General features: G+C 57.0%; 15 protein-coding genes and 1 other annotated feature. Of the genes, 9 read left to right on the plus strand and 6 right to left on the minus strand.

The features are described 5' to 3' along the window. Window positions 1–23: 23 nt before the first annotated feature. Window positions 24–341, minus strand: a complete 318-nt coding sequence (locus SULPSESMR1_RS20395) for an ArsR/SmtB family transcription factor (RefSeq protein WP_089422891.1) — start codon at window positions 339–341, stop codon at window positions 24–26. 210 nt (window positions 342–551) lie between these two features. Between SULPSESMR1_RS20395 and SULPSESMR1_RS20400 the strand changes: the two genes are divergently transcribed. From SULPSESMR1_RS20400 to SULPSESMR1_RS20430, 7 genes are all read left to right on the plus strand, one after another. Beyond that, on the plus strand, window positions 552–1,589 hold the full coding sequence (locus SULPSESMR1_RS20400) for a substrate-binding domain-containing protein (RefSeq protein WP_089422892.1): 1,038 nt from the start codon (window positions 552–554) through the stop codon (window positions 1,587–1,589). 69 nt (window positions 1,590–1,658) lie between these two features. Continuing rightward, window positions 1,659–3,035, plus strand: a complete 1,377-nt coding sequence (pstC, locus tag SULPSESMR1_RS20405; protein ID WP_089422893.1) for a phosphate ABC transporter permease subunit PstC — start codon at window positions 1,659–1,661, stop codon at window positions 3,033–3,035. A 13-nt stretch (window positions 3,036–3,048) separates the two neighbouring features. Next, window positions 3,049–4,353, plus strand: a complete 1,305-nt coding sequence (pstA, locus tag SULPSESMR1_RS20410; protein ID WP_089422894.1) for a phosphate ABC transporter permease PstA — start codon at window positions 3,049–3,051, stop codon at window positions 4,351–4,353. A 23-nt stretch (window positions 4,354–4,376) separates the two neighbouring features. After that, on the plus strand, window positions 4,377–5,174 hold the full coding sequence (gene pstB, locus SULPSESMR1_RS20415) for a phosphate ABC transporter ATP-binding protein PstB (protein WP_089422993.1): 798 nt from the start codon (window positions 4,377–4,379) through the stop codon (window positions 5,172–5,174). Between the two features lie 11 nt (window positions 5,175–5,185). Next, entirely contained in the window at window positions 5,186–5,902 is a 717-nt protein-coding gene (gene phoU, locus SULPSESMR1_RS20420; RefSeq protein WP_089422895.1) for a phosphate signaling complex protein PhoU, read from the plus strand. Beyond that, window positions 5,902–6,591 carry a phosphate regulon transcriptional regulator PhoB gene (gene phoB / locus SULPSESMR1_RS20425; protein ID WP_089422896.1) on the plus strand — a complete coding sequence of 230 codons (690 nt, stop codon included), beginning with the start codon at window positions 5,902–5,904 and terminating at the stop codon, window positions 6,589–6,591. The genes phoU and phoB overlap by 1 nt, the downstream gene beginning before the upstream one ends. Continuing rightward, window positions 6,578–7,288 carry a hypothetical protein gene (locus SULPSESMR1_RS20430; protein ID WP_089422897.1) on the plus strand — a complete coding sequence of 237 codons (711 nt, stop codon included), beginning with the start codon at window positions 6,578–6,580 and terminating at the stop codon, window positions 7,286–7,288. Before phoB ends, SULPSESMR1_RS20430 begins: the two co-directional genes overlap by 14 nt. Before the next feature lie 6 nt (window positions 7,289–7,294). Here the strand turns inward: SULPSESMR1_RS20430 and SULPSESMR1_RS20435 are convergent, their stop codons facing one another. The 5 genes from SULPSESMR1_RS20435 to SULPSESMR1_RS20455 form a co-directional block, all read right to left on the minus strand. Next, window positions 7,295–7,531 carry a thioredoxin family protein gene (locus SULPSESMR1_RS20435; RefSeq protein WP_089422898.1) on the minus strand — a complete coding sequence of 79 codons (237 nt, stop codon included), beginning with the start codon at window positions 7,529–7,531 and terminating at the stop codon, window positions 7,295–7,297. 11 nt (window positions 7,532–7,542) lie between these two features. Then, window positions 7,543–8,601, minus strand: a complete 1,059-nt coding sequence (locus tag SULPSESMR1_RS20440; RefSeq protein ID WP_089422899.1) for a permease — start codon at window positions 8,599–8,601, stop codon at window positions 7,543–7,545. Then, the gene (locus SULPSESMR1_RS20445; protein ID WP_089422900.1) at window positions 8,598–8,885 is read right to left on the minus strand and encodes an ArsR/SmtB family transcription factor; all 288 of its coding nucleotides are present in this window, start codon (window positions 8,883–8,885) and stop codon (window positions 8,598–8,600) included. The genes SULPSESMR1_RS20440 and SULPSESMR1_RS20445 overlap by 4 nt, the downstream gene beginning before the upstream one ends. A gap of 221 nt (window positions 8,886–9,106) precedes the next feature. Beyond that, window positions 9,107–9,964 (minus strand): universal stress protein, encoded by an 858-nt coding sequence (locus tag SULPSESMR1_RS20450; RefSeq protein ID WP_089422994.1) that lies wholly within the window; start codon window positions 9,962–9,964, stop codon window positions 9,107–9,109. A 14-nt stretch (window positions 9,965–9,978) separates the two neighbouring features. Continuing rightward, window positions 9,979–11,469 (minus strand): SulP family inorganic anion transporter, encoded by a 1,491-nt coding sequence (locus SULPSESMR1_RS20455; protein ID WP_089422995.1) that lies wholly within the window; start codon window positions 11,467–11,469, stop codon window positions 9,979–9,981. Between the two features lie 66 nt (window positions 11,470–11,535). Next, window positions 11,536–11,593, minus strand: a sequence feature (sul1 is cis-regulatory element that is thought to sense ions involved in sulfur or methionine metabolism; They are found in Alphaproteobacteria). Window positions 11,594–12,467: 874 nt separating this feature from the next. On the opposite strand from SULPSESMR1_RS20455, the gene SULPSESMR1_RS25290 reads away from it, so the two are divergent. Beyond that, the gene (locus SULPSESMR1_RS25290) at window positions 12,468–12,866 is read left to right on the plus strand and encodes a hypothetical protein (protein WP_162791894.1); all 399 of its coding nucleotides are present in this window, start codon (window positions 12,468–12,470) and stop codon (window positions 12,864–12,866) included. Then, window positions 12,853–13,458 carry an ATP-binding cassette domain-containing protein gene (locus SULPSESMR1_RS20465; RefSeq protein WP_240311383.1) on the plus strand — a complete coding sequence of 202 codons (606 nt, stop codon included), beginning with the start codon at window positions 12,853–12,855 and terminating at the stop codon, window positions 13,456–13,458. The genes SULPSESMR1_RS25290 and SULPSESMR1_RS20465 overlap by 14 nt, the downstream gene beginning before the upstream one ends. Window positions 13,459–13,477 lie beyond the last annotated feature (19 nt).

Below are 13,477 nucleotides of genomic sequence, written 5' to 3' on the forward strand. Positions count from 1 at the left end.
GTAAGAAAAATCGGTTTTCTGTGTCATGCGGCATCCTCGGCGGATTGTACGGTAACGCCAGAACAGCATTCAGCCGTCAGAAAAGAAAGAATGTGTCGCATGGCCGGAAAATCGACGCGGTTGAAGACCTCGCGCCCCTGTTTGTCCTGAATCACAAGGCCCGCATCCACCAAGGTTGACAGGTGATGTGCCAGGGTAGAGGGCGCAAGGCCCAAATGGGCACCGATGTCACTGACCCGAAGGCCGTCATTCCCCGCCTTGACCAGAAGGCGAAAGATCGAAAGCCGGGCGTCGTGGCCAAGGGCAGCAAGGGCTGAGGCATATGAGGTGTTTATTGTCATGGGGCTAATATAACCATATATCTAGTTTTGTAAAGGCTTCTTTTGTCATGGCATCCGGCCCGTGTTGAGAACGGGGCGGGGGCAGGTTTCTGCAGTGATTTGGATACTGTCACAAAACTGTAACGAAACTTTTGCAAAAGCATCACAGAATCTCACTAACCAACAGCCGAGGTCGAATGCTCCGGCCCTAAACGACAATCAGGAGATACCATGTCTTTTACAAAGCTTTCCGTGTCGGCGCTGGCGCTTGCCGCTGTTTCCGCCACTGCTGCTGCTGCGCGTGACGAAATCCGCATCGTCGGTTCGTCCACGGTTTTCCCATATACCCAAGCGGTTTCCGAACAGTTTGCCAACAACACAGGCAGCCCGTCGCCCATCGTTGAATCCACAGGCACCGGCGGCGGCATGCAGATTTTCTGCGGGGGCATCGGCGAAACACACCCCGACATCACCGGCGCGTCGCGCGGTATGAAACCGTCCGAGTTCGAGCTTTGCGCCCAGAACGGCGTAACCGACATCACACAAGCGAACATCGGTTCGGACGGTCTGTCGATCGCGATTTCCAGCTCGAACGAATTTGATTGGGATCTGTCGCTGGCTGAAATCTATCTGGCGCTGGCCGCTGAAGTTCCCGTTGACGGTGCGTGGGTTGCCAACCCCTACAGCATGTGGTCGGAAATCGACTCGCGTCTGCCTGCGGTCGACATCACAGTGCTTGGCCCGCCCCCGACATCCGGCACACGCGACGCGTTTGTCGAACTGGCGATGCACGCCGGTTGCGAAGAGCTGGACTATGTTGCCAATGGCGATTTCGACGGCGACTGGGTTGAAGAGAACTGCTCGCGTATGCGTACAGACGGTCCTTTCATCGAAGCCGGTGAAAACGACAACCTGATCGTTCAGCGTCTGAACTCTGACAAGAACGCGATGGGCATCTTCGGGTATTCGTTCCTGTTCGAAAACCTTGATACCCTGAAGGCTGTTAAAATCGACGCTGTCGAGCCCGATCCCGAAACAATCGCTTCTGGCGATTATCCGGTGTCGCGTCCGCTGTTCTTCTACGTCAAGAACGCGCACCGTGGCGTGATCCCCGGTTTGAACGAGTTCATCGAAGAGTACATGTCCGAAGACGCGATGGCCCCCGGTGGTTACCTGACCGAGCGCGGCATGGTTGCTTTGGGTGACGAGCGTCGCAAGACAGTTCAGGAAAACGTGCTGAACGCCGTTTCCATGGAAGCACCCGAGTAAGCGTACTCGATCTTGCCTGCCCGGGCGTAAGTCCGGGCAGATATTATTCATTAAATTGAAAGCCAAGACATGACTCTCGCGGCCTTCCTGCTTCTTTTTGCCGCCACTCTGGCCGGCTACTTCATCAACCGGCGTGCCGCACAGGCCATCCGGAACAATGGAATGCGTCTGCATTCGCTGGAAAATTTCCACGGGCTTTATTCGGCATTGACCGTGCTTGTGCCGGTGTTCGTGCTTTTGCTTCTGTGGTTGATGCTTCAGGGTCCGGTCGTGGACCGCCTTTTGATGGCAAGCCTGCCTGAGGGGACGCTGGACGGGTTGGGCACGGGGGCAGTTCAACTGATCCTTGCCGAAATCAAGTCGATCAGCCGAGGCACTATTTTTGGCACACCCGAAGACTGGAAACTGGTGGCGGCAGATCGTCTGGTTACCTATCAGGCAACCTCGACAGCGCTGATGCTGGCAGTTGTCGCGGTTCTGGTGGTCGTTTTGATGTTTGCCGCGCGCCGCCGCGTTGCTGCGGAATTCCGGGCGCGCCAGCAGGTTGAAAAGATCACCTCTGGCTTGATGATTTTTTGCGCCACAGTCGCCATCTTTACCACCATCGGGATTGTTGCCGCGTTGATGTTCGAGACGGCAAAGTTCTTTTCGATGGTTTCCTTTACCGAATTCCTGTTCGGGACAAGCTGGGAGCCGCAGATTCCCATCCGCGCTGACCAGATTGCCGCCGAAGGCGCGTTCGGTGCGGTGCCGGTGTTTCTTGGCACGATCGTGATTGCCACCGTCGCGTTGACGGTCGCCGTGCCTGTCGGGCTGTTGACCGCGATTTACCTGAACGAATTTGCACCCCACAAGGTGCGTCAGGTTATCAAACCGGTTATGGAAATCCTCGCCGGTGTTCCCACGGTTGTTTATGGCTTCTTTGCCATTCTTGTCATTGCCCCTGCCATTCGCCAGTTCGGTCAAAGCATCGGTCTGGACGTGGCGCCCAATACCGCGCTTGCGGCGGGCAGTGTGATGGGTGTGATGCTGATCCCCTTTATCTCGTCCTTTGCTGATGATGCATTGTCGGCGGTGCCGCAAAGCTTGCGGGACGGGGCGCTTGCGCTGGGAGCGACGCGGGCAGAGACGATGTTGAACGTCCTGTTTCCCGCGGCCATTCCGGGGATTGTGGGCGGTGTTCTTCTGGCTGTCAGCCGCGCCATCGGCGAGACGATGATCGTGGTGATGGCCGCAGGCCTGATCGCCAAGATGACCATCAACCCGCTGGACAGCGTTACAGCCGTTACCGTTCAGATCGTGACACTGTTGATCGGTGACACCTCGTTCGACAACCCGAAAACACTGGCAGCTTTCGCGCTTGGTATGATGCTTTTCATCGCCACGCTGCTGATCAACATCCTGGCACTGCGGATTGTCCGTAAGTACCGTGAAATCTACGATTGAGGGTCGCGCAGACATGACCGATATTACTTCCAATCAGAACGGACCCCGTCCGACCAACGCAACAACCGAGGCAGTGCGCAACAGTCTGGCGCGCCGCAATCGCAAGCAGGTCATTCTGCAAGGGTTTGGCATCGCTGCGATTTCATTTGCCATCATGATGCTTGTGATCCTGATCGGATCGCTGGTCAGTTCAGGGTATCAGGCCTTTACGCAGACGCATGTCCAGCTTGAAGTTTTTGTTGACCCCGAAGAAGTTCCGGCGTCCGGTTTGCCGCGTGGCGGTTTTGACGATGTTCTGAGCGCGTCGCTGGGCAAGTATTTTCCGGATGTCGACATGACCAGTCGGGCCGATGCCCGTGACCTGTCCATGATCCTGTCGAACGGGGCGCAATTTTCGCTGCGCGATATGGTTGTGGCTGATCCGTCGCTGATCGGGCAGACTATCACGATCAAGGTGCCGACATCGGACCCCTATGACCAGTTGGCCAAAGGGCTGGTCAAGCGTGACACTCTTGAAGCGAACCGCCGGTTGGACGATGCAGCCATCGAACGCTTTGACCGTCTGCAAGAACTGGGCATGATTTCGAAGCCGCTGAACACCGGACTTCTGACCAATGCGGACTCGCGCTTTCCGGAGCTTGCCGGTTTGAAGGGCGCAATCGTCGGGTCGTTCTGGGCGCTGCTGACGTGCTTTTTGATTTCTTTCCCTTTGGGGATCGGTGCCGCGATCTATCTTGAGGAATTCGCGCCCAAGAACAAGGTGAGCGATTTCATCGAGGTGAATATCAACAACCTTGCTGCGGTTCCGTCGGTTGTGTTTGGTTTGCTTGCCTTGGCGGTGTTTATCGGCTGGTTCGGTATGCCGCGATCTGCGCCGTTGGTCGGTGGTCTGACGCTGGCGCTGATGACCCTGCCGACAATCATCATCGCGACCCGCGCAGCACTTAAGGCGGTGCCACCGTCGATCCGCGAGGCGGCATTGGGTGTAGGCGCGTCCAAGCATCAGGTTGTGTTCCAGCACGTTCTGCCACTGGCCATGCCGGGTATCCTGACAGGCACCATCATCGGTCTTGCACAGGCTTTGGGTGAAACCGCCCCGCTTTTGCTGATCGGGATGAACGCCTTTATCACATCTGCACCGTCATCACCGTTTGACAGTGCCACAGCGCTGCCAACCCAGATCTTTATCTGGGCGGACAGCCCCGAGCGGGGCTTTGTCTCGCGTACTTCGGCAGCCATTCTGGTTTTGCTTGGCTTCTTGATCTTCATGAATGGCATCGCGATTTACCTTCGTCAAAAATTTGAACGCAAATGGTAAGCGACCCGAAAAAGGATAACGATATGAACGACATGAGAAAGATCGAACGGGACGTTAAAATGACTGACAGCAAGATTACAGCGCGGGATGTCAACGTCTATTACGCCGATACACACGCCCTTAAGAACGTCGATGTGGATATTGCGGACAAGACTGTTACGGCCTTTATCGGCCCGTCGGGGTGCGGTAAATCCACCTTTCTGCGGTGTCTGAACCGGATGAACGACACGATCGACATCTGCCGTGTTACAGGGCAAATCGAGCTGGACGGAAGCGACATCAACGCAAAATCCGTCGATCCCGTACAGTTGCGTGCGCAGGTTGGCATGGTTTTCCAAAAACCCAACCCGTTCCCAAAGTCGATCTATGACAACGTCGCATATGGCCCGCGCATTCACGGGCTGGCCAAATCAAAAGCCGACCTTGATGTGATCGTGGAAAAGTCGCTGCGTCGCGGTGCGATCTGGGATGAGGTCAAGGACCGGCTGGATCAACCCGGAACAGGGTTGTCGGGCGGACAACAACAACGTCTGTGCATTGCACGCGCTGTTGCCACCGAACCCGAAGTTCTGCTGATGGATGAGCCCTGTTCGGCGCTTGACCCGATTGCCACGGCACAGGTTGAAGAGCTGATTGATGAACTGCGCCGCGAATATTCGGTCGTCATCGTCACGCACTCGATGCAGCAAGCGGCACGGGTGAGCCAGAACACAGCGTTTTTCCACCTTGGTACGCTGGTCGAATTTAACGAAACCAACCAGATTTTCACCAATCCTCAGGATAGCCGCACTGAAAGCTATATCACTGGCCGGATCGGGTAAGGAACAGACCAATGAGCGAACAACACATCGTATCCTCGTTCGACCGTGATCTTGAAGGGATCCAAGCTGCGGTCATGAAAATGGGCGGTATCGTAGAAGTTGCCCTGTCCGAAGCAGCGACAGCGCTGAAAACGCAGGACGTCGAGCTGGCTGAAAAGGTCCGCTTGGGCGACCGGCTGGTGGATGAGCTTGATCAGAGTGTGAAAACCGATGCGGCCAGTCTGCTTGCGTTGCGGTCCCCTACGGCGGGTGACTTGCGCACGGTTTTGTCGGTGATGGAAATCAGCTCGCATCTGGAGCGTTGCGGCGATTATGCCAAGAACATCAGCAAACGCACAATCGCAATGGCCGGAAGCGTCGAAATTGACGAAACGCTGACTGCGCTTGGGCGGATGTCCAAGTTTGTCGAGGGTATGATCAAGGACGCGCTGGACGCCTATATCCACCGCGATGCGGCCAAGGCCGAAGAGATCATCGAAAGAGATATGGAAGCCGACCAGATTTATAACACTTTGTTCCGGTCGCTTTTGACGCACATGATGGAAGACCACCGCAATATCGCGGTCGGGATGCACCTGCATTTCATCGCAAAGAACATCGAGCGCGTGGGCGATCACGCAACGGGGATTGCGGAACAGACAATTTATCTGGTGACAGGTGAGATGCCTGAAGACGACCGCCCCAAGCACGATAAAACGACGATGGCATTTCACGAAAGTGATGACTGATGGCCGAAATGCAGCCTTCCGTTCTGGTGGTTGAAGACGAACTGGCGCAGCGAGAAGTGCTGGTTTACAATCTTGAGAATGATGGATTTCGCGTTATCAAGGCAGGAGACGGCAACGAAGCGCTTCTTCTGATCGAAGAAGAGCAGCCTGATATTATCTTGCTGGACTGGATGTTGCCGGGCACCTCTGGCATCGAGATTTGTCGGCAGATCAAGATGAAGCCCGCCTTGCGCGCCACGCCGGTGATCATGATTTCTGCCCGTTCCGAAGAAGTCGACAAGGTGCGCGGCCTTGAAACCGGAGCAGATGATTATGTCTGCAAGCCCTATTCGGTTCTGGAACTGCTGGCCCGCGTCAGGGCGCAGTTGCGGCGTTCGCGGCCTGCGTCGGTCGGCGAGCGGTTGATTTTTGGCGATGTCATGCTGGATGCGGAGACCCATAAGGTTTTCCGTGACGAGCACGAGCTGAAGTTGGGCCCGACGGAATTTCGGCTGCTTACGACCTTTATGGAAAAGCCGGGGCGCGTCTGGAGTCGGGAGCAATTGCTTGATCGGGTCTGGGGGCGCGAAATCTATGTCGATACCAGAACAGTCGACGTTCATATCGGACGTCTGCGCAAAGCCCTTAGTACGCACGGAGGCGACGATCTGATCCGGACGATACGCGGTGCCGGATATGCTTTGGGATGACCCCGAACTTGAAGTTGTCGAACTGACTTCAAGCAGGCGCGCACTGGCGCTTGCGTTCGGGCGGCGGGGCAGTTTGTCGGACAGGCTGCGGGACGGTTTGGATCAGGCCCGTTTCGATCTGCTTGAAGTTGATGATTTGCAGGCCTGCCTGGACAACATCGCAGCCCGTAAACCCGATGTGCTGTTGCATGATCTTGTTGTCAGCAATGCCATTTCCGATTTTCGTGAACAGGTTGACCGTTCACGCGCGACCGAAACCTTGCCTGTTCTTCCTATCATGTCGCGGGGTGAAGCCTGCCCGAATGCGCTGTCGCTTACGCCCGCCAGCAACGATGGCGAGATTTTTCTGAAGCTTAGAGCCCTTTTGCGCAGAGAGCGGCCCAGTGCGTTGAGCGGGCGCCGTGAGTCGGGTTGTTTCCAGCTTGATGAATCAGGGTTTAAAATGCACTTCCAAGACCTGTCAGCCGAGTTGAGCAAAACCGAACTGTGCGTGCTGGGCCCGTTTTTCGATTTAAAGACCAGCAGGATCGACCGCCAATCCCTTGAAAGTCTGGCCTTTGCGAACAACGGCTGGAGGACGGGAAGCCGGTCGATCGACTTTCACGTTATCCGGATGCGCAAGCGGGTGAAGGCGCAAATCGGTATTGATCCGTTGTGTGCCATTCGTGGCTTTGGATATGCGCTGGCAGATGGTTGATCCGGCCTAGGTGCCGAGGCACCCGTTCAGCTTCGCGGCATCCGGCAGGCCGCCTGCATGGACCAGCTTGCCATCGACGGTAATGCCGGGCGTCGACATGATGCCCGCCATCGCGATGGATTTTGCATCGGTGACTTTCTCGACCTCGACCTGAATGCCCAGTTTGGCGGCGGCATCCTTGATCATCTGTTCGGTGGTGGCGCAGCGCGCGCAGCCGGGGCCGTAAACCTTGACGTGTTTCATAAGAAGTCCTTTCAGAGAAGTGCGTTAAAGAGAAAGCCGGTGGCAAGGATGCCCGCCGCGACAACCGCGATGAAGATCGCAATCAGACGCCATGTCAGAACTTGTTTCAGGATGATCATTTCGGGCAGTGACAGGGCAATTACCGACATCATGAAGGCCAGCGTTGTGCCAAGGGCCGCGCCCTTGCCCAGCAGCGCCTCGACGATGGGAATGACGCCAGCGGCGTTGGTGTACATCGGCACGCCGACCACCACAGCGGCGGGAACAGACCACCACGCCTCGCCGCCCATGATCCGCAACATCATTTCTTGGGGCACATAGCCGTGGATGGCGGCACCGATACCGATGCCGACCAGCACCCAGATCCAGACTTTGCCGACGATCTCGCGGACCTGTTCCAGTCCCATTTTCAAACGGTCGACCAGCGTCAACCGTTCTTCGGGCAGGTCGCCCCCTGGCCCTGCGTTCAATTCGCGCACCCAATCCTGAAGATACCGTTCCAGCCCCATCCGACCAAGGATAAAGCCGGCGACGGTGGCGATGGTGAACCCGAAAACCAGATAGATCGTGGCGATCTTCCAGCCGACCAGACCGTAGAGCAGCCCAAGCCCTACCGGCCCCACCATCGGCCCCGCAATCAGAAAGGAAAACGTCACGCCCAGCGGAATACCCGCCGAGACAAAGCCGATGAACAGCGGCACCGAGGAACACGAACAGAAGGGTGTCAGCACACCCAAAAGGGCCGCCAAGGGATAACCGAGAATTTCACGTTTGCCCGCAAGGATTGCGCGGGATTTTTCGGGGCTGAACCAGCTGCGCAGAACACCGGTAACAAAGACGATACCGGTCAGCAGCAACAGCACCTTGGGCACGTCATAGACAAAAAATGCGATGGCCTCGCCGGTGTGGCTGTCGCGCGCTACTGGAAACAGGGCGGTTACCCATTCCGAGATCGGGATCAACTGGCCGTATAGCAGATAGAGCAGCACGCCCACGGTAGGGATGCCGACGTACCAAGCCCAGTCGGGTGCGCCACGCTGCAGGGCGGGGTCGTGTGTTTCGACGGTCATGCGACCTCCCTTTCGTAAGTGCGTTCGGCGGCCAGAATTGCTTCAATCACGGCCCTGAATTCGGGTGCAAGGTCGGGATTCTGGCGGTAGCGCACCCATTGCGCGTCGCGTCGGTCCAGCACCAGACCGGCGTCGCGCAGCACTTTCATGTGTCGTGACATCCGGCTTTGGCTGGCATCCAGCCGGTCCATCAATTCGCAAACGCAATGTTCGCCCCCCGCCCACAAAAGGGCGAGTGCAGCGCGGCGGGTCGGGTCGTAGATGGCGGTCAGAATATCTTGCATGATGCGTGCAATATGCGCCTGCCCGCATATGAGCTTTGATTTGGATCAAGATTATCGGAATGTTCGGGTGCATACGGAAGCCGCAGCGCTATTTTGACCTGAGCGCGCGCTCTTGTACGGGGAATAACCCGTCGGGCTGAAAAAGGTCGTCAGGTCGCGCGCCCCCCGCAGGGGTGGGAGGGCGCGTTGTCGAGAAGTTTATCTTCAGGGTTTTGGGTGCCCTATCGCATGATCAAGATGGGCACGCGGCAGGATCTGATCATTTCTGTCGTGGTCGACCCGATCAGCAGCGACCGGATCCGGCTGTGCCCGTAGGCGCCCATGACCAGAAGTTCGTGATCTTCCTGTGCCGTAAGCTGCGCCAGCACTTTTTCCGGTTCGCCGCTTCGAATGATGATCTCGGCGTCCAGACCACCAGCGTTCAGGGTGGCAACGGCATTGTCCATCGACTTGCGGATTTCGGGCGTCTCTTTGCCTGCAAAAACAAGGGCGACTTCGAGACCGGCAAACAGCGGGCTGCGGGCGATAAAGTCCACTGCGCTGAGCGACGACGCGGCGCCGTCAAAGGCAACCAGCACCTTTTCGATGGGTTTGAACGCCCGATTGGCGATAAAGACCGGTTTGTGGCTGGCCCGCACGACGCGTTCGAGGTTTGAACCAAGATGTTCCATCGCAAGGCCTGCGGCCTCGCCGCGTTTGCCGATAACGATCATTTCGCCGGTTTCGCCCTTGGCGGTTACCGTTTCGACCAGATCACCCTGCCTGAGACGGGTTTCCACTTCGAGGTCGCCGTCGCCCTTGATCAGCACGCTGGCGTCGTCGAGAATGGCCCGCCCGTGTTCATGGGCGAGCTTGGCCCGCGCCGCATCCAGTTCCGTCAGCTTTTTGAGAAGCTCGGTGCGCGCACCCAGCTGGATGGCCCCTGACAAGTCCTGTTTTTCGAGGCCATCGCGGCGGCCCATCACATGATAGACTTTGACCTTCCAGTTGGCTTTGCCCGCGATCCATGCCGCGTGATGGCACACGCTTTCCGAATAGGCGGAGCCGTCGACAAGGGCGATTAATGTACTCGTTGTCATGTCGTGGTCCTCCATCAGTGACCCATCAATTGATCCATCGCGCCCGGCTTGTCATGGATGGCAAGCTTGTCGACGATGGTCTCGGATGCTTTGTTCAGCCCGATAATCTCGACTTCGGCCCCTTCACGGCGGAACTTGAGCACAGCCATGTCCAGTGCCGCAACCGATGAAATGTCCCAGATATGGGCGCGGCTGACGTCGATCGTCACCTTTTCCGGTGCTTCCTTGAAGTCGAAGGCCTTCATGAAATCTTCGGAGGAGGCAAAGAAAAGCTGCCCTTCGATGGTATAGGTGCGGTGGTTTCCATCTGCCGTGATCGCCGAGCGGACACGGAAAAGCTGGGCGATTTTCCAAGCAAAGAAAATGCCTGACAACAGGACACCGACAAGAACGCCGATGGCGAGGTTGTGGGTGTAGACCACGAAAAACACCGTCGCCAACATCACGATGGACGAGGATCGGGGGTGATCGCGCAGGTTCTTGATCGACGACCATGAAAATGTCCCGATCGAGACCATGATCATGATGGCGACCAATGCAGCCATCGGCACCATCGCGACGATATCACCGACCATCACGACCATGATCAATAGAAAGACACCGGCAGCAAAGCTGGAAAGCCGCCCGCGACCGCCGGATTTCACATTGATGATCGACTGGCCGATCATGGCACAGCCCGCCATGCCGCCGATAAAGCCAGTGGCGGTGTTGGCGATGCCCTGTCCGATACATTCCTGATTTCGATCGGATGTGGTGTCGGTCAGGTCATCGACGATCTGCTGGGTCATCAGGCTTTCCAGCAGGCCCACGACAGCAACGGCCACCGAATAGGGAAAGATGATTGCCAGCGTTTCGAAGTTCAGCGGAATGTCAGGTATCAGGAAGACCGGTAGCGTGTCGGGAAGTTCACCCATGTCACCGACTGTGCGCACATCCCAGCCCATAAGCAGGGTCAGGACCGTCAACACGATGATGGTTACCAAGGGCGACGGGACAGCCGTGGTCAGACGCGGAAAAAGATAGATGATCGTAAGACCGCCAACCACCAGCGCATAGGTCAGCATTGGTACTTTTGATGGATCGAGTTCTGGCAACTGGGCCATAAAAATCAGGATGGCGAGAGCATTCACAAAGCCGGTCATGACGGATTTCGAAACGAACCGCATGACATAGCCAAGCTTTAACAGGCCTGCGCCGATTTGCAAAAGACCCGCAAGCACGGTGGCGGCAAGCAAGTATTCCAGCCCGTGTTCTTTTACGAGGGTCACCATAAGGACAGCCGTGGCCGCTGTGGCCGCCGAAATCATGCCCGGCCGACCGCCGGTTATCGCAACGATAACGGCGATGGAGAAAGAGGCGTACAGCCCCACTTTGGGGTCCACCCCCGCGATGATGGAAAAGGCGATCGCTTCGGGAATGAGGGCGAGTGCGACCACCAGCCCAGAAAGAAGATCACCGCGAATGTTGTGCGTCCACTGACGCCGGTATTGAGAAAGAGAAATCATGAACAGTTCTGTATCCATAGGCCGCCTGCTGGTGCTTGCGGTCTTTTTTGAAGTCATCTGTTGATGGGTTGTCCGGCGGATAGGCGGCCGGAGGAGCCAGCCGGGAATCTCACCCAGCTCCGTGTTTGTTGGCCAGCCCTTAACTGCTGTTTTCTGGAAAGCCAACCTTTCCCGCGCGATTTATGATTTTCGTTGACAGGAGGGCACAGATTTAAGGCGAACCCTGATTAGTGCCTTGGGAACGGGCGGGGTTTTCGGGGGCTGGCTGCTGTCTTCGTTGGTCAGGCTGCGATGCGGTGACCGTGAATGGTGCCATTTACAACCTGTTCGACAAACGGGTCGAGCAGGACACCCACAACACTTTGGTTGAAGGCTGCCGCCTGTGGATCGGCGCGACGACCACATTCTGATCCCGCGACCAACCGGCCCTGCTTTTGACGCCAATCTGAAGGACAACACATGATAAACTTGCGAACTTCCCTTGCAGCGCTTGCTGTCACGCTTGGCAGCGCTGACAAGCGCATCTGCTTACATCACAATCTCTCATGCCCAAGGCGAAACGGTGCTGCCGGAACCGCCCGAAAAGGTGTTGGTTTTTGATCTGCAAACGCTTGATACACTGGATGCCCTTCGGGTTCCTGTTGCGGGTGGGCCGTCGGGGATATTGCCGGCGCATCAGGCCGCGTGTTCGGCAAAGAAGCCGAGGCTGCGGTGGAATTGGGCGCGCTTGACGCGGATGTGGCCAAACTGAACGCTGCTGTTGAGGACGCGCCGTGTTCTGGTTATGCTGACTACGGGCGGCCGGATGAGCGCGCATGGCCCCGGATCGCGTTTTGGCGTTGTACACTAGGAATTCGGTTTAGTGCCCGTGGCGACAGGCAGGACACGGGCAACCACGGGCAGGCGATCTCGCATGAGTTTATTCGCGAGACAAACCCAGACTGGTTGTTCGTGGTGGATCGTGACGCCGCCATCGGCCGTGAGGGGACGGCGAAGATTTGCAGATTTTGCTGGTCATGCTTCTGGCACCGGACCTGCCTGTGGCGGGGCGGATGCTGGTGGCATCTGTGATTGCATTGGTGGCGAACCTTGCTTATCTGCTTTTGCCAACGTCGCGCCATGCTGTGATCCTGCCCGGTGCTGCATTGATGGCAATGGTCAGCCTGATCGGCGGGCAAGTCATCCTTGAACGGGTTCTATCCTATGACACAGTTCTTGCGGTGGTGATCGAGTTCATCGGCGGCATTGTCTTTCTCTCGTCATTCGGGGGGCTACGCGGTGATTCAACTCGACAAGATATCAAAATCTTACGATGGCAAGGCTGTGTTGGACGATGTCTGCTTTTCCCTGCCAGCCTGAGGCGTCACGGCGATCATCGGACGGATGATCAAAGCTGATGCGGGGCGCGTGACGTTGGAAGGGATGGACCTTGGTTATACGTCGGGTGCGATGATCGCCAAACGCCTTGCTGTGTTGCGGCAGGACAATCATCCCTCTGCCCGCCTGACTGTGCGCGATCTGGTCTTTTTCGGGCGCTATCCCCATTCACACGGTCGCCCGACGACCGAGGACGCGGACCATGTGGCGCGGGCGCTGGTATATCTGGGGCTTGAAGTGCTGGCCGACCGGTTTCTTGACGAATTGTCGGGCGGGCAGCGGCAACGTGCGTTTATCGCGATGGTTCTGGCGCAGGACACTGATTATATCTTGCTGGGCGAGCCTTTGAACAACCTTGATATTCGTCATGCGGTGCGGATCATGCAACTGATTGGTGACGCGGCGCGTGATCTGGGCAAGACAATCATGGTGGTGCTGCACGACATCAACATGGCGGCGGCCTACTGTGACCGGATTGTGGTCATGAAGGACGGCAGCATCATCCGCCACGGCGCAACGGATGATATCATGACGGCAGAGTTGCTGAGCGATGTCTATGACACGCCGGTTTCTGTGCATTTCCTCGAAGGGCGTCTGGTTGCCATCTATTGATCTGTCCGCCGGACTGCAC

Source organism: Pseudosulfitobacter pseudonitzschiae (assembly GCF_002222635.1).
GTDB lineage: Bacteria > Pseudomonadota > Alphaproteobacteria > Rhodobacterales > Rhodobacteraceae > Pseudosulfitobacter > Pseudosulfitobacter pseudonitzschiae_A.